17 protein-coding genes are annotated in these 18,369 nt (G+C 49.7%); 8 read left to right on the top strand and 9 right to left on the bottom strand.

What is annotated here, in order from left to right:
• The first annotated feature begins 1,815 nt into the window (after positions 1-1,815).
• Positions 1,816-4,446 carry an autotransporter family protein gene (locus tag DQM29_RS10770; RefSeq protein ID WP_170126523.1) on the top strand — a complete coding sequence of 877 codons (2,631 nt, stop codon included), beginning with the start codon at positions 1,816-1,818 and terminating at the stop codon, positions 4,444-4,446.
• A gap of 249 nt (positions 4,447-4,695) precedes the next feature.
• Here DQM29_RS10770 and fur read toward each other — a convergent pair whose 3' ends face one another.
• From fur to eamB, 6 genes are all read right to left on the bottom strand, one after another.
• Positions 4,696-5,145 carry a ferric iron uptake transcriptional regulator gene (gene fur / locus DQM29_RS10765; protein ID WP_111740699.1) on the bottom strand — a complete coding sequence of 150 codons (450 nt, stop codon included), beginning with the start codon at positions 5,143-5,145 and terminating at the stop codon, positions 4,696-4,698.
• 216 nt (positions 5,146-5,361) lie between these two features.
• Positions 5,362-6,423 carry a CobW family GTP-binding protein gene (locus DQM29_RS10760; protein WP_111740698.1) on the bottom strand — a complete coding sequence of 354 codons (1,062 nt, stop codon included), beginning with the start codon at positions 6,421-6,423 and terminating at the stop codon, positions 5,362-5,364.
• 39 nt (positions 6,424-6,462) lie between these two features.
• Complete coding sequence (locus DQM29_RS10755; protein WP_111740697.1) at positions 6,463-6,657, bottom strand: YbdD/YjiX family protein; 195 nt, start codon at positions 6,655-6,657, stop codon at positions 6,463-6,465.
• Between the two features lie 71 nt (positions 6,658-6,728).
• A complete protein-coding gene (locus DQM29_RS10750; RefSeq protein WP_111740696.1) occupies positions 6,729-8,795 on the bottom strand; it encodes a carbon starvation CstA family protein in 2,067 nt (688 codons plus the stop codon).
• 669 nt (positions 8,796-9,464) lie between these two features.
• A complete protein-coding gene (fldA, locus tag DQM29_RS10745; protein ID WP_111740695.1) occupies positions 9,465-9,980 on the bottom strand; it encodes a flavodoxin FldA in 516 nt (171 codons plus the stop codon).
• Positions 9,981-10,145: 165 nt separating this feature from the next.
• Positions 10,146-10,733 carry a cysteine/O-acetylserine transporter gene (gene eamB, locus DQM29_RS10740; RefSeq protein ID WP_111740694.1) on the bottom strand — a complete coding sequence of 196 codons (588 nt, stop codon included), beginning with the start codon at positions 10,731-10,733 and terminating at the stop codon, positions 10,146-10,148.
• Positions 10,734-10,838: 105 nt separating this feature from the next.
• Between eamB and DQM29_RS10735 the strand changes: the two genes are divergently transcribed.
• Positions 10,839-11,750 carry a LysR family transcriptional regulator gene (locus DQM29_RS10735; protein ID WP_111740693.1) on the top strand — a complete coding sequence of 304 codons (912 nt, stop codon included), beginning with the start codon at positions 10,839-10,841 and terminating at the stop codon, positions 11,748-11,750.
• A 45-nt stretch (positions 11,751-11,795) separates the two neighbouring features.
• Here the strand turns inward: DQM29_RS10735 and ybfE are convergent, their stop codons facing one another.
• The gene (gene ybfE, locus DQM29_RS10730) at positions 11,796-12,065 is read right to left on the bottom strand and encodes a LexA regulated protein (RefSeq protein ID WP_111742068.1); all 270 of its coding nucleotides are present in this window, start codon (positions 12,063-12,065) and stop codon (positions 11,796-11,798) included.
• A gap of 141 nt (positions 12,066-12,206) precedes the next feature.
• Positions 12,207-12,956 carry an alpha/beta fold hydrolase gene (locus DQM29_RS10725; RefSeq protein ID WP_111740692.1) on the bottom strand — a complete coding sequence of 250 codons (750 nt, stop codon included), beginning with the start codon at positions 12,954-12,956 and terminating at the stop codon, positions 12,207-12,209.
• A 149-nt stretch (positions 12,957-13,105) separates the two neighbouring features.
• Between DQM29_RS10725 and seqA the strand changes: the two genes are divergently transcribed.
• Both seqA and pgm read left to right on the top strand, forming a co-directional pair.
• The gene (seqA, locus tag DQM29_RS10720; RefSeq protein ID WP_111740691.1) at positions 13,106-13,633 is read left to right on the top strand and encodes a replication initiation negative regulator SeqA; all 528 of its coding nucleotides are present in this window, start codon (positions 13,106-13,108) and stop codon (positions 13,631-13,633) included.
• Between the two features lie 21 nt (positions 13,634-13,654).
• Positions 13,655-15,298, top strand: coding sequence for a phosphoglucomutase (alpha-D-glucose-1,6-bisphosphate-dependent) (pgm, locus tag DQM29_RS10715; protein ID WP_111740690.1), 1,644 nt, complete (start codon positions 13,655-13,657; stop codon positions 15,296-15,298).
• Positions 15,299-15,387: 89 nt separating this feature from the next.
• Here the strand turns inward: pgm and DQM29_RS10710 are convergent, their stop codons facing one another.
• A complete protein-coding gene (locus DQM29_RS10710) occupies positions 15,388-15,816 on the bottom strand; it encodes an EamA family transporter (protein WP_111740689.1) in 429 nt (142 codons plus the stop codon).
• A gap of 196 nt (positions 15,817-16,012) precedes the next feature.
• Here DQM29_RS10710 and DQM29_RS10705 point away from each other — a divergent pair, with 196 nt between their 5' ends.
• The 4 genes from DQM29_RS10705 (at position 16,013) to nei (ending at position 18,249) form a co-directional block, all read left to right on the top strand.
• Positions 16,013-16,195 (top strand): hypothetical protein, encoded by a 183-nt coding sequence (locus DQM29_RS10705; RefSeq protein ID WP_111740688.1) that lies wholly within the window; start codon positions 16,013-16,015, stop codon positions 16,193-16,195.
• Positions 16,180-16,575 (top strand): hypothetical protein, encoded by a 396-nt coding sequence (locus tag DQM29_RS10700; protein WP_145960360.1) that lies wholly within the window; start codon positions 16,180-16,182, stop codon positions 16,573-16,575. The genes DQM29_RS10705 and DQM29_RS10700 overlap by 16 nt, the downstream gene beginning before the upstream one ends.
• 89 nt (positions 16,576-16,664) lie before the next feature.
• Positions 16,665-17,423 carry a Nif3-like dinuclear metal center hexameric protein gene (locus DQM29_RS10695; protein WP_111740686.1) on the top strand — a complete coding sequence of 253 codons (759 nt, stop codon included), beginning with the start codon at positions 16,665-16,667 and terminating at the stop codon, positions 17,421-17,423.
• Between the two features lie 34 nt (positions 17,424-17,457).
• Positions 17,458-18,249 (top strand): endonuclease VIII, encoded by a 792-nt coding sequence (gene nei, locus DQM29_RS10690; RefSeq protein ID WP_111740685.1) that lies wholly within the window; start codon positions 17,458-17,460, stop codon positions 18,247-18,249.
• Positions 18,250-18,369: the final 120 nt, after the last annotated feature.

Here is an 18,369-nt window from a genome sequence, read left to right as displayed (position 1 = left end):
TTGTTATAAAACGTCCCTAAAGGCGCTTGATGAAAGCGCAAACACTTAGAGCAATAGAAGCGCTGGCGATAAGCCGGCGCTTTTTTTGTCTATTCCCTCACAGCATCAGCAGTGGGCTATCGTTACGTCCGCAGCACAGTAATACCTACTTCTTTGTACATGCAGGGGTTGTTTGGTAAAGGCGTAGTTCATTCTTTAAGTTACCCTGTTTTTGTATAAATGGCTAGTGATTCCTAAGCGTTGGTGGTAGGTTGTTATTTGTTTTTTATGGGGATTTTTAATGTTGTTTTTATCCTAGTGATACGCGTTGTCTTTGTTATTTTTGTGTTTTTTTAATGTAGGGTATATTTTTATTGTTTTCGTGATAATAGTTTCATGTTAAATATTATGTGTTGATGAATGCATTGCTAGTAAGGAATTTTTTTGAAGATTATATAGGGGGTTTTTCTTTGAATGCGTATCTATTTGGGGTTTTTATTTTTACTTTTTAAATCATTATCAGATTGAAAAATAAATTAATTTCTGATAATTTTTCTTTTCTGATTCTTTTTTTTCTTTCATTGAAACAAATATCGATCTATAATTTCGAAATATACAAATAAATTAGAGTTATATAATTATTTATGGTTATTTATTGGGTGCATGTTCTTTTTTGTCGGTGGCCGTAATTTTTAAAATGGGATTTTTTGTAAGAGAGTGAATTTATATTCTGAAGATTTTAAAATGATTAGGATTATGATTCATAAATGCACCTTTATGTGACTGATTATGGATATTGATGCATAGGGTATTTTCTGCTTTCTCTAAGAAGTGTATATGTGCACAGGTTATCAATGACTTAGTGGTTATATAAGTTCATAAAGAGGGATTTTTGAAATGGATTTTAATTCATTAAAATTTAAAAGGAAATTATTAGCTGTCTCTATATTTTCCTGCCTTACTTCATTTACCGCTCAGGCCAGTATTTGGCAATCTTCGGTTTCTAATCAGGCCAGTCTTTGGGTAACAGAGGCTGAAGATGTTGCTACTTTGAACCCCGGGCAAAGCTATCTACATAATGGTAGCACGGTCTACGTTGGTTCGGGTTTGACAGCAGGCGGCAGATACTATCAGGTATTGAGCGCATCAGGCGGTGGGGAAATTCACGGCTACGGTGATGAAAACAACCGTATCGTATTAGAATCACATCGACCTCTGTCAACTAATTTATTTGCACGGGATCTCGTTGTTTTAGGCGTGGCTTACGCTGGTAGTGCGATACGATTAAAAAACGTTGATGCTTACCATATCAACGACCGCACTGATAACCCTAATACCTCTATAGATTCGTATAATTATTATAGTGCACTTAGAGCAGTGGGTGAGGGCTCGTTGATTGAGATCAGCGACTCTACCATTAATACTTTTGCCCGCGCTCTTCTAGCCCACCATGCGGGAAGAATTACTGTTGAAAACTCCTCGATCGCGATGGGGGACAAGGGAAATATCTCAGTTACCGACTTAAACTCAACCAGCACTGACAGTTCATCGATGTCAATAAAGAATACTCATATTACATCGGGTGATTCGGGCATTAGTGTAAGGATGGGCGGACTGCTGGAGGTAGAGGGAAGTCGGATAGAGACAACAAATACGGCGCTCTCTATGAGTTGGGATACGAATGCATCCAGTAAATATGAGACCAGAGTAATGAGTGCCGTTGTAGAGGATACCGATATAATCGTTCGGTCCTCATTAAATGGTTACGGCTATGGATTAGCGGGTTTTTTAGGTTTCGGTAAATCACAGGCTACTCTGAATAACGTCAGAATTGATATGTATAAAGTTGATGGTGCCCCGACAGCGACCAGCAGTATTGGCATTCTGATAAAAGATACCCGAGACAGACATTATTTTGGCGGAGCGTCGGCAGAGAGTTCCTTTATCACCACCCGATATAACAATTCAACAAACGTGTATGTTGCTGCGGGTGCGCATATAACGTTGGAAAACAGCGGACTTAATTCCGAAGGGGATAGCTCCACCGGAATTTATGTTGACCATAATCAGGGGGGAGTGGGGCTATATTCCGGTAACTACCACTATACCAATCAAGTAAACACTACTGTTGACGCTATCGGTGTAAAAATAAACCAGTCAGGAGAGAACAGCACTGGCGTGATGGCAGCAGCGGCAAACTCCATTGTCGATATTTATGGAATGACCCTGACCTCAACGGGCGATAAGTCTACCGGGCTGTGGGCGAAAGAGTTAGGTTCTGAAATCAACGCCCGCGGCGTGATGGCTGAAATTTCCGGTACTCGTTCGTTGGGAATGAACGTAGAAAATGGCGCAACGGCATATCTTGAGGGCAGCCGACTATTTTTGACCGGAAGCGACAGCCACGGGGTCAACTTTAATTTCCGCGGCGGCGAAAGCGCCATGACGATTAAAGACAGCTACATTGAGGCGCAGGACGGCTACGCCGTGCGCAATCAGAACGGCAATCTGGATCTGAACGTGCAGGGCACGACGCTGGTCGGCGGTCGGGATAACGTAGCGATTTATATTGCTGACAACAGCACGAACAGTATCAGCGACCAGTCGACGCTGGACATCCGCGAAGGGAGTACCATTAACGGCAATATCCTCTTTTCGTCTCTGCAGTCCCGAGGTACGCAGGAAACCAAACTGGGCGTGACGCTAAACAACTCACTGATGAACGGCAATATCAATCTTGATAAGGCTAACTCGGTGAATCACCGTAATTCGACGCTTGACGTCAGCCTGACGAACGGAGCAGAGCTGGTAGGCGACATCACGCTTAACAATACCAACACTAACCGCCAGCTTGCCGATAAAGTGTCCGTGTCTCTTGATGGGTCGCGAATGACAGGGAATATTCTGCTCAATACTCAACAGAGCGATCGCGATCTTCGCGTGGCGCTGCGCAATGGCTCCGATCTGACCACAGCCTTCTCTAGAATTAACCTGTTGGATATTGATGAAAACAGCGTATGGAACATGAACGGCAGCTCAACGGTTAGCAGTTTGATAAACCGGGGCACGGTAGCGTTTTCTTCTCCGGAGGACGGCAGCGGTTTTAAAACCTTAACCATCAACGGCGACTACGTTGGCTATGGCGGTACTTTTGCGCTGAATACCGTTCTGGAAGACGACGATTCACTTACGGATAAGCTGCTGATTAACGGTGACTATTCGGGAGAGAGCAAGATCCGCGTGACCAATGTCAACGGCGCTGGAGCCGTGACCACTCAGGGTATCGAAGTGGTTAGCGTCAGCGGCCAGTCTGACGATGGAGAGTTTACCCTAGACGGTCGTGCCATTGGCGGTGCGTTCGAGTACTTCCTGCATAAAGACAACGGCGGCTGGTTCTTGCGTTCTGAGCTGATCCCTGAGCCACCTCCGGAGCCGGAACCAACTCCAACACCAGAGCCAACTCCAACGCCTGAGCCGACGCCGGGTGGGGAAGATCCGGCACCTGCGCCAGCAGACAAGAAAACCCCGGTTTACCGCCCTGAAGCGGGAAGCTATATGGGGAACATCGCAGCGGCAAACACCCTGTTTAACCTGCGTCTGGAAGATCGCGAAGGTCGTGCGGAGAACTCCAGCATGTGGCTGCGTCAGGTGGGTTCCCACACGCGTTTTCGCGACAGTTCAGGGCAGCTGCGCAACCAGACCAATCGCTATGTGGTGCAGGGCGGCGGTGAAATTATGGGCCTTGACCTCGGCAACGAAAGCCGACTGGGTCTTGGCGTCATGGTCGGGTACGGCAGAGCGCAAACCAATACTCATTCAACGGTGAGCGGCTATTCGTCTAAAGGCAATGTGAAGGGCTACAACGCCGGCCTGTACGGCACGTGGTATCAAAATGCCAACACGCTGAACGGCGCATATGTGGACAGCTGGGTCAACTACAGCTGGCTGGATGCATCGGTCAACGGTGAAGAGATGTCCCCGGAAACCTACAGCATTAAGGGCTACAGCGCGTCAGTAGAGATGGGCTATCGGATGCCGATCTACCAGAGCGACATTTCGTCGGTCTTTATCACCCCGCAGGGGCAACTGACCTGGAACGGTCTGAAGGCTGACACGCACTGGGAGAAGAACGGCACGCGCATCCAAAGCGATGGGCACGATAACCTACAAACCCGCTTAGGTTTTAAGCTATCCCGAGATGGCGTCACCGCTCCGGCAAGTGAAAAAGCCGCACAGTTTACCGTTTATGCTGAAGCCAACTGGCTGTACAACAGCAAAGAGCCGGGCGTAGTGATGAACGGAAGCCGTCTGAATCAGGCGGGCAGCCGCAATGTGGGTGAACTGAAGCTGGGTACGGAAGGGCAGTTGAGCAAGAACGTTGCTCTGTGGTCTAACGTTGCACAGCAGGTGGGAAATCACGGCTACAGCGATACGTCGGTTAATTTGGGTGTGAAATACCAGTTCTAATGAGTTGGTCTTGAAGGCGTTTCAACATGCCAGATAAAACGCCAACAGTCGTATTGATAAGCAGCGCAGGTGATAAACCTGCGCTGTTTTTTTGCGTTGAGTGTAAACCAAATTGCCTATTAAAGCGGTGAATAAGACAGGCAAAGTCACGTCAATCGGCAGATTGCCGAAAGAGACGAGTAGGAATAGGGAAGAAGACTAAACGGGTGACCACCCGCTAAAGCAGGTGGTTTGTAGAAAAGGGTGTGATTAAGCTTTGGGGTTGTGAGCTGTTTCGTCTTTACGACAGTCGCCGCTGCTGCATTTACCGTACAGATAAAGGCTGTGGTTGGTCAGCTTGATGTTGTACTTTTCAGAAATCTCATGCTGTCGCTGTTCAATAAACTCATCGCTGAATTCAATGACTTTACCGCAGTCCAAGCAGATAAGGTGATCGTGGTGATGCTTTTGCGTCAGTTCAAAAACGGACTTTCCGCCTTCAAAGCTGTGGCGAGTCACTATTCCGGCGTCATCAAACTGGTTTAATACGCGATAGACCGTCGCTAAACCAATCTCTTCGCCCATATCGATCAGCCTTTTGTAGAGGTCTTCGGCGCTGACGTGATGGTTCTCGGGCTCCTGAAGAATTTCCAGAATCTTAAGGCGAGGAAGCGTTACTTTGAGTCCTGCTTTCTTCAGTGCGGTATTGTTATCAGTCATTCGAATTGTCCTAATCGAGGCGTCGTGCTACAGCCGGCGGATACTTAATTAAAGTATAATGTATCATTATAGAGCCTGAGACGCTAAATGAAAATCTTTCGAAAGCGTTGGAAAAACCGATAGTATCAATAGGTTTCATCACTGATTCATTGACTCTAACGTTAAATCAGGCGCTGAATCGTGTGTTGCAACCGAGCTTCTCATACAAAAATCGACTTAAGGTGCTTGAACGCTGGCTTGATTTTCAGTTGAGCAGGCTTTAAACGCCTGTTCTAATGCCTCTAAGGGCAAACGTCTACCGATGATAACCAGTTTAGTGCTGCGCGCCTCATCTGGCCGCCATTCGCTGCCGTAGTCAAACCCAACAACGCGATGTACACCCTGAACGATAAGGCGACGCGGTTCTCCGGCAATGGCCAGAATGCCCTTGTAGCGCAGCATATCGTTGCCGTGTTGTTCAATGGCGTTTTCCATAAAGGCGCCGATAAGCTTCACGTTCACCTCTCCCGCCTCAAAGACGTGAGACGAAATGTCGTCGTTCCACGAGCGTGCAGTCGAGGTGTTTGAAGAAGGAATGGGATGAAAACGCAGCGGCGTGGTGCTGTTCTTTAATGTTGGAGAAAAGGTTGCGTTAAGGGGGAAGTTCTCGTCCAGATTAAAGGCTTCAATACCAATCCAGGCTTCTTTTTCCAGTTTGCCCCCTTGGGCTTCACAGACAATGGCTTTTCCATTGATGGTGCGAAGACGCTCCAGTAGAAGCTGCTTGGCCTCTTCATCTATGCGGTCGAGCTTAGTCAGGATCAGACGGTCAGCAAACCCAACCTGAGAAACGGCAACTCGGTGTTCACTAAGCTGTTTTTGCGCGTGTTCTGCATCAACCAGAGTGATAACGGCATCCAGCATCAGACGCTCTCTCAGCTGGTCGTCAACAAAAAAGGTTTGTACGATCGGCGCTGGGTCGGCAAGGCCCGTCGTTTCTAGTAACAGACGCTCAAAGGAAAGGGTTCCAGCATCTCGCTGAGTCAGCAGGCTTTTCAATGCCTCCGTCAATTCACCTCGGACGCTACAGCATACACAGCCGTTGGTCAGCTCAATAACTTCAATATCACCGCCTCGCTCAAGTAAACCGCCGTCAATACCGACTGCGCCAAACTCGTTTTCTACAATAGCGAGCTTTTCGTCAGGGTAGTGTTTCAACAGGTGGTTAATTAACGTGGTTTTACCCGAGCCTAAAAAGCCAGTCAGAATAGTTACCGGAAGGGGAGTGTGGCTGGTCATTGCGGTTGTGTTACCTCAGCGTAGAAAAATCTTAACGGATTAACAGCAGCGCCCGCCACCGGCGCCGTAGCGCGCTTCTTGACGTTCGCGAAAGAACTCTTCGTACGTCATAACTTCCTGTTCGGGATGGGTCAGGCGCATGTGCTGCACATAAGTATCATAGTCAGGTACGCCTACCATCAGACGAGCAGCCTGGCCGAGATAGCGTCCTACTTTGGCTAAATCTTCAAACATAGCGTTGCCTTTTATCGTTAAGAAAGCAGCCGCAAAAATGAACTGCGGCTGCTTTTAGTGTACATCAACGATTAGCTTTGTGTTGCAGAACTTGGTAACGGCTCGTAGGGTACTTCGTTGGCGGTTGGCTTAGAGTTCGCTCTGGCCTGGAAGGCAGTGCGAAGGCCAAACACCACGATGCTCACCGTTATCAGCATAAACAGCACGGTCAGCCCTGCATCAAGCTGGTTATTGAAGATCAGCGCGCTCATCTGGTCAAGAGACTTGGCCGGGGCCAGAATTTCACCCTTGTCCAGCGATGCCTGATACTTCTTGGCCAGCGCCAGGAAGCCAACGCGCGGGTTGGCGTCAAACACCTTCTGCCAGCCAGCGGTCAGCGTACAAACCAGCAGGAAGATAGTTGGCAGTACGGCAACCCAGGCATATTTTTCCCGCTTCATCTTGAACAGTACGACAGCACACAGCGTGAGGGCAATCGCTGCCAGCATCTGGTTTGCAATACCGAACAGAGGCCACAGGGTGTTGATGCCGCCAAGAGGATCGACGACGCCTTGATAGAGGAAGTAACCCCAGGCGGCTACACACAGACCTGTAGCGGTAATGTTAGCGACGAAGGAGTCAGTGCGTCTCATAGCGGGAACGAAGGTGCCCATCAGGTCTTGCAGCATAAAGCGACCTGCGCGGGTGCCTGCGTCAACGGCCGTCAGGATAAACAGCGCTTCGAACAGAATGGCGAAGTGGTACCAGAAGGCCATCATGGACGGGCCGGTAATCTGACTCAGGATGTGCGCCATGCCGACAGCCAGCGTTGGTGCTCCGCCCGCACGGGAGACGATAGAGGCTTCGCCGACGTCTTTAGCGTACTGGGTCAGAATCTCAGGGGTAACAGTAAAGCCCCAAGAGCTAACCACCTGAGCGGCAGAGTCTACTGTTGGACCAAGAACCGCCAGCGGGCTGTTCATGGCGAAGTAGACGCCTGGATCGATAACGCATGCGGCGATCAGCGCCATAATGGCAACGAAAGATTCCATCAGCATGCCGCCATAGCCGATAAAGCGAGCGTGAGACTCGTTTTCCAGCATCTTAGGCGTAGTACCTGAAGAAATCAGGGCGTGGAAGCCAGAGATCGCGCCACAGGCGATGGTGATGAACAGGAATGGGAACAGGTTTCCTGCCCATACCGGCCCAGTACCGTCGATAAACTGTGTGGTTGCCGGCATTTCCAGCGACGGAGCGATAAAGACGATGCCGATAGCCAGACCAACGATGGTACCGATCTTCAGGAACGTAGACAGGTAGTCGCGAGGGGCGAGCAGCAGCCAAACAGGAAGAACAGAGGCGATGCCGCCGTAGATAATCAGCGCCCAGGTCAGCTCTACGCCGTCCAGCGTAAAGTAGGGGGCGATAGACGGGCTCTTGGCAACTTCACCACCGTAGATGATGGCCAGCATAAGCAACACAAAGCCGATGATGGACACTTCACCAATTTTTCCTGGTCGAATGTAGCGGGTATAAACCCCCATAAACAGCGCAATAGGAATGGTGATAGCTACGGTAAAGAAGCCCCATGGACTGTTGATCAGCGCCTTGACCACGATAAGAGCCAGTACGGCCAGAATAATAATCATGATCATGAACGCGCCGAACAGGGCAATAATGCCAGGAACCTGGCCCAACTCAGCCTTGACAAGGTCACCGAGAGAGCGACCGTCGCGGCGCGTGGAGACAAACAGCACCATAAAGTCCTGTACGGCACCAGCCAGAACCACACCGGCCAGGATCCAGATCATGCCGGGTAGGTAGCCCATCTGGGCGGCAAGCACTGGGCCAACCAGCGGGCCAGCACCAGCGATAGCGGCGAAGTGGTGGCCGTATAGCACATACTTGTTGGTGGGGACGTAGTCCAAACCGTCATTGTGGCGGTAGGCTGGCGTCATACGCGTAGCGTCAAGCGTTAATACCTTGTCCGCAATAAACTTACTGTAGTAGCGATAGGCAATTAAATAGACGGAAACGGCAACGACCACAATCCAGAGGGCATTCACCTTTTCGCCATTATTTAAGGCAATAATAGCAAGCCCACAGGCACCAAGAATAGCGAGTGCGAGCCATATAATATGAGACGCTATGCTGCGCATAAGCGCTCCTCCTCATTTTCAATGAAACGATAAGAAAAATAGAATAGAAAGTAGAACTACTGTTACCCTAAAAATAAAGTTTCCAGCCAAAGACAGCAATTAAGTCTATATACATGCTGTTATAAATCGGACTGTGTTCGATTAACAGTGACGTTAGCGATCGATATATACCTCCCATTTTCCAAGCTGCTGTTCCCGGCTTAATCCTTTCAGGTCAAGCTTTCTTATTTGTGTTATAAATAGCTAAGTATTCACGCTCAAGCCCCAAAGAGACTGCGTTCTCTCTCGTCTTTCCATGGCCTGAGTGAATGAAAGTATAAATATAGATTGTCGTCTTGATTATTTCCTCAAAAATGTCGCCAAGGCGTTTTTTTATTTCCACACTTTCTGTGTTAATTAGAATAGAACAGGTTAAGAAATATATAAAACCAGTGTATCAACACTTCGATAAATTGATTTTGCACTTGCTCACAGGTTGAAAAAATTTTTAGCTGAAAAGTCATAATTCACCCTGTGAATTATAGGGTGTTTCAACTTTTATTGAGTAATTCAATTTTAAGAATAAAAGTATGAATAACCATCCTTAACGGAAAAGGATGATTATTCTATTGGGGAACTCGGGAATAATTGCGTTTTTATTTCGCAATAAAGAGAGTGAGTGAAAGGAAATCAGGCAAGGTTCATTTCTTCGACAATCTGCTTTACCCAAGCATTAACGCGCTCAGCGGTTAATTCTGGCTGACGGTCTTCGTCGATGGCAAGGCCAATAAAGTGGTTGTCATCAGCCAAACCTTTAGAGGCTTCAAAATGATAGCTGGCAGAAGGCCAGTTGCCGACGATGGTGGCGCCGCGAGGTTCAATGATGTCGCGGATCGTGCCCATTGCGTCACAGAAGTACTCTGCATAGTCTTCCTGATCGCCGCAGCCGAATATCGCAACTATCTTGCCTTCAAAGTCGATCTCTTCCAGCGTTGGGAAGAAGTCGTCCCAGTCGCACTGTGCTTCACCGTAATACCACGTGGGAATGCCGAGCAGCAGTGTGTTAAAACGTTCGATGTCTTCTTTGCTGCTCTTGGCGATGTCGTGAATCTCAGCGACGTCAGCTCCCAGCTGTTTTTGAATCATCTTGGCAATATTTTCCGTATTGCCCGTGTCGCTACCAAAGAAAATGCCTACGGTTGCCATAGTTGCGTTACACCTTTAAGTCAATATTTAAGACAATGTCTTCCGTAATATAGCATCGTTAGGACGCCTTGGCATCGTTAATCTGTGCTGCCAAGGCGTAAAGAGACCGGCGTATTTTGTGGCGTAATCAAAACGCGCTTTTAAGGAGTTTTCTGTGATTGATGACTACCACAGCATATCTATAGCGACCCAGACCAGCAGGGCGGCTAAAATCAGATTGACCGTTCGTCCGTAGCGACGAAAGACGTTCTGAAAAAGGTGGCCGATCGCTGCCCAGCAGATGATGCCAAAAGTGCCGATAGCCGACAGCAACAGGCTGACGCTAATAATCCAAACCGGCTTTTGGGTATAGGGCAGCACAAAGGTCGACAGTGCTGTAATACCGTAGAGAATGATTTTAACGTTAGCAAACTGCAGCATAAAGCTGCTCCAGAAACTAATGGGCACATCACTGGAAGAAGATGCTGTCGGATTGCTTCGGGCAACTTTTGCCGCTAGCCAGAGAATGTAGGCCGTACCTACGTAGGTTAGCCATTCGGTGACTGACGGCAGGAAGTGAAGCAGCGTGTACGTAAACAGCGCGCACAGCAGCATGATAATCAAAAATCCGGCGATCATACCGGTAAGAACCCTCAGGCTGCGGCGAAATCCGTAGTTGTGTACAGAGCTGAGAGCGAGAATATTGTTCGGGCCGGGCGTTAGGGCTGTGATAAAGGTATAGGTTAAAAATGTGCTGACAAGTGCAATGGTCACGGTGTGTCTCCCCTAGTTTTTTTCACCATACGCAGAATCAACTGTTTAAAAAATTGAAATTTTTGCTATTGTCGATTCGATATATTCAATGCATTAGGGGAAGAGATGGATTTACGTCGACTGGTTACCTTTAAAACCATTATTGAGGAAGGCTCTTTTGCCAGGGCGGCCAGCAAGCTGTGCTGTACACAGTCAACGGTGACTTTTCAGATCCAGCAGCTTGAGCGAGAGCTTGGCCTACAGCTGTTTGAAAAAATCGGTCGACGAATGGTTGTGACCGGTGCAGCACAGGGGATCCTGCCTCACGTGCACGAGATGATACGCGTCATGAGCGGGCTCAAGCAGGCGGCTCAGCAAAGCGCCGAGCCTCGGGGAGAGCTGCGTATCGCAACCGCGGAAACGCTGCTTTCTTATAAAATGCCACAGGTATTGAAGCTGTTTAAGAAGCAGGCTCCCGGCGTTCGCCTCTCGTTGAAATCCCTTAACTGTTATCACATCAGAGACGCTCTGCTGGCAGACGAGACCGATCTAGGGGTGTTTTATCGCGTGGGTAACGACAGCTCTCTGAAAATGGAAGACTACGGTAAACGGCAACTGGTGCTGGTGTCATCCCCTGAATTTGAAGGGGCGGACTTCATGGGCATTAACCAGCATATCCCTGTGACGTTCATCATTAATGAACCACAGTGCATTTTTCGCCAGATATTTGAAAACACTCTTCGCCAGCGCGGGATCACTATCGACAACACTATTGAGCTGTGGAGTATTGAAAGCATAAAGCAGTGTGTTGAAGGCAACCTCGGCGTGTCATTTTTGCCTCGGTTTACGGTAGAAAAGGAGCTTCGTTCAGGCAGGTTACGCGAGCTGACGTTTTCCACCTCTCCTTTAAGTATTAACGCCGTTTGCGCGCACCACGCAGGAAAGTGTGTGAGCCCGGCGATGGAGGTTTTCATGGCGTGTATGCGTGAGTGCTTAGAAAACGATGCAGAAGTGAACATCGAAGCTTTAGCGTTATAGTGTACAAAGGCAAACGTGTAAGAAGGGAAAACGTAAAAAGGCGCTTTAGCGCCCCTGTTGAAACAGCAGCTTTTCTATCAGCTCGCTGCGGTTAAGATCCTGCTCTTGAGCCAGTTTATCCAGCACGTCGACAGCTTCTTGAGAAAGCTTTAGCTCCACGCGCTTAAGGCCTCTGACCCGATCCCGGCGAAGCTGATTGCGCTTGTTGATCCTCAACTGCTCATCGCGCGACAGCATGCTGGTCTTTGGGCGACCGGGCCTTTTGTCATCAGCGAAGAGATCGATAGTCGTGCGGTCTAACTGTTCTTTGGCCATAACCCTAGTATTAATCACGAAATATAAAAGCAAATCGGCGCGCAGTGAAATGCAGCTCAAAGCTTAATGTGTTTCATTGCGGCGCAATCATAACGCCTACTGCGCCGTATGCCAATGGTTACTCGGGCAGCACGCTAGTTTCTACTTACTCATAAATCGCTGCAGTATGCTAATGACCTGCTGCGGCTTTTCTGCGTGTACCCAATGACCGCTTCCCGCCACGGTGTATGCGCGGGCGTGAGGAAACTGGCGGGCGATGGCGGGACGAGCGCTTTCCTGAATATAGGGGGACAGCTCGCCGCGAATAAAGATCGTCGGCCCTTCCCAGACCGGCACCTCCTGCCAGCCGATGATCTCATCATAGTGCTGCCAAAGGGCAGGGACGTTAAAGCGCCATTCACCTTGATGAAACGACTTGAGTAAGAATTGAATAACGCCTTCAGCAAGCCCACTTTCGCGCATGATGGCTGCGGCCTCTGGGCGAGTCGTGATGCCAGCGTGATGAACGGCGTTCAGCGCTTCGAAAACGTCGTCATGGTGGCGGGTCGGATAGGCAATGGGCGCAATGTCAATCACTGCCAGACGGGTTATTCTGTCAGGAATGAGGGCGGTGAGAGTCATGGCAACCTTCCCTCCCATGGAGTGCCCAATCAGTGTGACGTTATCCAATGAGAGCCTGTTGAGCAGTGCGATCACGTCTTCGGCCATCAGCCGGTAGTTCATGTCTTCAGAGTGAGGGGAAAGCCCGTGGTTGCGTAAATCAACCTGCAGGACTTGATAGCTTTCCTGTAGGCTGCGGCCTAAAACGCCCAGATTGTCGAGGCTGCCGAATAGCCCGTGGATCAGAACAACGGTGTCACCGCTTCCCTGAAGGTGATAGTTTACATTCATCACTATTTCATCACTGTGTGTTACGTTAAGTTGAGCGATATCTCGTCATTCACGATGACAACGGGGCATAATTGAAGGGCTTGCCTAGAGTATCGCCGACCGAATAGGTATAATTTATCGGAATCATTCGAAGAGATTATAGGATAAAGATGAAAACTATCGAAGTTGATGAGGCGCTTTATCGCTTTATTGCCAGCCATACGCTGCATATTGGCGAGAGCGCCTCTGAAATTTTACGCCGCATGCTTGGCCTTCCTCCGGCATCAAACGATGACGTTCAAGTGGAGTGCGAGAGCTTACCGACAGCACCAGTGGCTACTGCTCCAGCCGATCGCGAAGCGGATTTTCGTCAGCGTCTGAACGACAGCGGCGCAGCTGAACAGAAAAAGGCAGTCGATCGCTTTTTGCTGATTTTATCTTCCCTGCACCATTCGGATAAATCGGGTTTTGCCGAAGCGACGGAGTCCCTGATGGGGAGAACTCGCGTTTATTTTTCGCTTTCCGAGGCGACGCTGTTGAAAAGCGGTCGCCATACTAAGCCGAAGAGCATTCCGCAAACTCCTTACTGGGTGATCACAAATACCAATACTGAGCGCAAGCGCAGCATGGTCGAGCATATTATGACGGCGATGCAGTTCCCGGAGACGCTGACCGGGGAAGTCTGTTTAATGATTTAACTTTCTATCAGGGAGAGTGTTATGGCAAACCACCCAAGGGCAGGCCTGCCTGCTCAACAGTGTGATTTGATTAATGTGCCGCAGCTCATTGCTCAGTATTACGTCCTGCAACCTGACTGTGACGATCAGGCTCAGGCCGTCAAGTTTGGTACCTCTGGTCACCGGGGAAGCGCCGGGCGTCAAAGCTTTAATGAATCGCATATTTTAGCTATCGCTCAGGCCATTGCCGAAAGTCGAAAAGCCAACGGCATCAGCGGCCCATGCTTTGTGGGAAAAGACACTCACGGTCTCTCTGAACCCGCTTTTATCTCTGTTCTGGAAGTGCTGGCCGCGAACGGCGTTGACGTCATTATTGCTCAGAACAACGGCTTTACGCCGACCCCTGCCGTTTCTCACGCCATTCTCTGCCATAATCGCGATGAAAAGGTGCTGGCTGACGGCATTGTTATTACCCCTTCCCACAATCCACCGGAAGACGGCGGTATTAAGTACAATCCGCCGAACGGGGGCCCAGCAGATACTACGCTGACTCAGTGGATTGAGCAGCGCGCTAACGCCCTTATTCGAGATGGCCTATCCGGCGTTAAGCGAATGACGCTGGCGGCGGCGAAAAGCAGTGGACGTATCCACGAGTGCGATCTGGTTCAATCCTATGTTGAGCAACTGCCGCAGGTAGTTGACATGGCGGCTATTCAGAATGCCGGCCTTAAGCTTGGCGTCGATCCGCTGGGAGGCGCAGGCATTGAATACTGGCAGCGCATTGGTGAACACTATCAACTCGATCTGACGCTGGTTAACGACGCGTTTGATCCTTCATTTCGCTTTATGCATCTCGACCATGACGGCATCATCCGGATGGACTGTTCTTCCGAATATGCGATGGCTGGGCTGCTGGCGATAAAAAATGACTTCCGGCTGGCGTTCGCCAACGATCCTGACTATGACCGCCACGGTATTGTGACACCCAAAGGGCTGATGAATCCGAACCACTATCTTGCCGTTGCCATTGACTACCTTTATCAGCATCGCCCGCAGTGGCGTCAGGACGTTGGTGTTGGTAAAACGCTGGTGTCCAGTGCGATGATTGATCGCGTAGTTACAAGCTTAGGTCGTCGCCTAGTGGAGGTACCGGTTGGCTTTAAGTGGTTTGTGGACGGTTTGTTTGACGGCACTTTAGGTTTTGGCGGTGAAGAAAGCGCAGGGGCGTCATTCTTACGCTTTGACGGCCAGCCTTGGTCAACAGACAAAGACGGCATCATTATGTGCCTGCTAGCGGCTGAAGTGACGGCGGTCACCGGTAAAGACCCGCAGGAACACTATGAGCTTTTGGCCCAGCGCTTTGGTGCCCCTAGCTATAACCGCATTCAGGCGTCAGCAACTCATGCTCAGAAGGCGATTCTGTCCCGCCTTTCTCCGGAAATGGTGAAAGCAGATACGCTGGCTGGGGACAAGATCGTGGCTCGTCTGACAAACGCTCCCGGTAACGGCGCGGCGATTGGCGGCCTGAAGGTGATGACCGACAACGGCTGGTTTGCCGCGCGTCCGTCAGGTACGGAAGAGGCCTACAAGATTTACTGTGAGAGTTTCCTTGGCGATGCCCACCGCGAGCAGATTGAGCGTGAAGCCGTTGAAATCGTCAGCGATGTGCTTAACGAAGAGATGTAACTGTTTTTACAGATAAATCCCTTTAAGCAGAGGATTAAAAAAGAGGCGCATGGTTTATCAGCGCCTCTTTTTTATCGTCTCGATGTCGGTCATCCTAAAGCAACCAGCAGCGCGCCGACAGAAATCATACCGATCCCGATCCCTGCATAGAGTGATACTTTTTCGCCAAACAGAACGACCGCCAAAATAACGGCGAATACCACGCTAAGCTTGTCGATAGGTGCGACCTGAGACACCGTGCCGGACTTAATCGCCATAAAGTAAAAAAGCCACGAAAGGGCACCCGCCACGCCGCTGAGAACAATAAACAGCAGCGCTTTTCTATCTGCCAGAACCTCACTGACCAGCTGAGTTTTCCCCTGTACAACAACAACGCCAACCAGAAAAATCGCCATAACGACAGCGCGGACAGCAGTCGCCGTATTAGCATCAAGATGCTGCAGACCGATCTTGCCAAAAATCGCCACCATTGCTGCCGCAAGGGCAGAAAGCAGCGCGTAAAAAAGCCATGGACTCATAGTGTTCCTTATTATGATGATAAATTGAATTCTTAATATTACGACTTATTCTCATTTGTGAAAAATTATTTGGAGACATTACGCAGTTTTTTCTACGAAGTCTGGCGATTGGGCTATGGGCTCAATATGTTACTTGAACGGGTAAGAAACGAGAAAAAGCAGCCAAAGATGAATGATATGGAACAAAGGAAAAAATATGGTGACAGTCATGAGTGAAAAGAGTTCGTCAGCGTCAATGACGCTGTGTGCAGTTTATCAGCAGCTACATAACGCAACACTCTTAGCGGCTCTTCAAGGTATGGACGAAGTAAACCAGAGCCATATGGTCAGCCAGCGGCTAGAAAAGGATATGGAACCTTTGCTATGCCAACGAGTGTGACGCCCGCACCGGCAGTAGACGAGCGAGCACAGGGTTACCGCTTTTACTATACGCACCAGTTTTTGCGCATGATGGAGGAAGCCTCGGCGCGTAACGTCGTTTCGAGAGGCTGGGTCAGGCAAAAAATTTTGTTGGATATTGGCCGTTACCCCTGTAGGGGGCGGCTGTTTCTCAATCGCTCTGCGACCAACAGTGATAATCAGCGCTTGAGATGGCAGCTGGCTCAGAGATTTGAAAGCCCAGAACTGAGAGAGCTTAGTGACGACGGCTGGCTGATTCTCTACCTTAACAGGCTGCCGTCAATCTACCTTCTGGCGCTGATGCCGCTGTCCGTCGTGGGTGCTGCCGGGCTGGAAGATATGTGGCAAGGCTCTGAGTAGCAGCTTTAGAACAGGGCAGGTATACTGCCCATTCCTAACGCCTACTGGCGCCGCGCTATCGTTTTATCGTCTATTTTGCAGGACTGGCTATGCTGAATATTGAACTGGAAACGCTCATTAACGATGAGCTGAAAATTCGCCGCTTTCGCGACTATGCCCCCAACGGATTACAGGTACAGGGGCGTACGGAAGTAAAACGCATTGTGACCGGCGTGACGGCCTGTCAGGCGCTGCTTGATGCTGCGGTAGAATTAGAGGCCGATGCGGTTTTGGTTCACCACGGCTACTTCTGGAAAAATGATGAGCCAGTAGTGACCGGCATGCTACACCGCCGTTTGAAAACCCTAATGACGCACGATATTAACCTTTATGGCTATCATCTGCCGTTGGACGCCCACTCAGCGATGGGAAATAACGCGTTGCTGGGCAACCTGCTGGGTATTGAGAGCGGTGCGCCCCTTGAGCCGGAAGCCGCGGACTGCTTTATCTGGCAGGGTGAGCTTTCTGTGCCGCTCAGCGGCTGCGATCTGGCCAAGCGCATTGCCGATCGTCTTGGCCGAACGCCGCTGCACTGTGGCGACAGCGGCCCTGAGGCCATAAGGCGAGTCGCCTGGTGTACCGGCGGTGGGCAAGATTACCTGATAGAGGCCGCTGAGCGGGGATTTGATGCCTTTATTACCGGTGAAGTGTCTGAGAGAACGATCCACATCGCTCGAGAAATGGGGATCCATTTTTACGCTGCGGGGCATCACGCGACGGAGCGCTACGGCATTAAGGCACTGGGGGAATGGCTCGCTCATCACTATCAGTTTGACGTAACCTTTGTTGATATAGATAATCCGGTTTAATCACCGTTATCTTTATTGTTCAAGGAGTTGAAAGATGCCGGAAGGACCTGAAATCCGTCGCGCCGCAGACAAACTGATCGACGCCGTTGAGGGAAAAATATTAACCAACGTGTGGTTTGCGTTTTCCTCTCTTAAGCCCTATGAATCCCAGCTTGTTGGTCAAAAAATCGCTGAAATTGAGACGCGAGGAAAGGCACTGTTAACCCATTTCTCCAATGGCTTAACGATGTATAGCCACAATCAGCTATACGGTATTTGGGACGTAGTGGTATCAGGGGAACGCCCTGAAACCAAGCGCGAGCTGCGGGTGGCGCTGGAAACGGCAGAGCAGGGGATCCTGCTGTATAGCGCGTCAGATATAGAGGTTGGCTCCAGAGACGCTATTCTCCAACACCCTTTTTTACTGCGCATCGGGCCAGACGTACTTGACCCATCGCTAACCTGGCAAAAAGTGCGTGAACGTCTGTTGGATAAACCCTTTCGCCAGCGTCAGTTGGGGGGCATGCTGCTCGATCAGGCCTTTCTTGCTGGGCTGGGGAACTATCTACGGGTCGAAATTTTGTGGGATGCCGGAATACATCCTTCCCATAAACCATCTTCCCTGACAGAGGATGCTCTGGACACGCTGGCAAAATCGCTGGTGTCTATTCCTCTGCTTTCTTATCAGACTCGCGGTGAAGCTAATCCCGCACATCATCACGGGGCGCTGTTTCAGTTTCACGTCTTTGCTAAAGACGGGCAGCCCTGTGAACGGTGCGGCACAGAGATCGTCAAAAGCTCTTTGTCGTCCCGGCCTTTCTATTACTGTCCCGGCTGCCAGCACTAGACAACCCTCGTTTTAGAACTTACCTACAAACGCTTTCTACTGAATAGAGCAGGAATCATTCGCATTAGCGAATGATTCCTATGCTTAACATATTCACCACATTATCTACCAATTATTTAG

The sequence above is a fragment of the Leminorella richardii genome (genome assembly GCF_900478135.1).
Classification (GTDB): domain Bacteria; phylum Pseudomonadota; class Gammaproteobacteria; order Enterobacterales; family Enterobacteriaceae; genus Leminorella; species Leminorella richardii.
The sequence above is the reverse complement of the archived record's forward strand: the minus strand, read 5'-3'. Positions and strand labels throughout refer to the sequence as shown.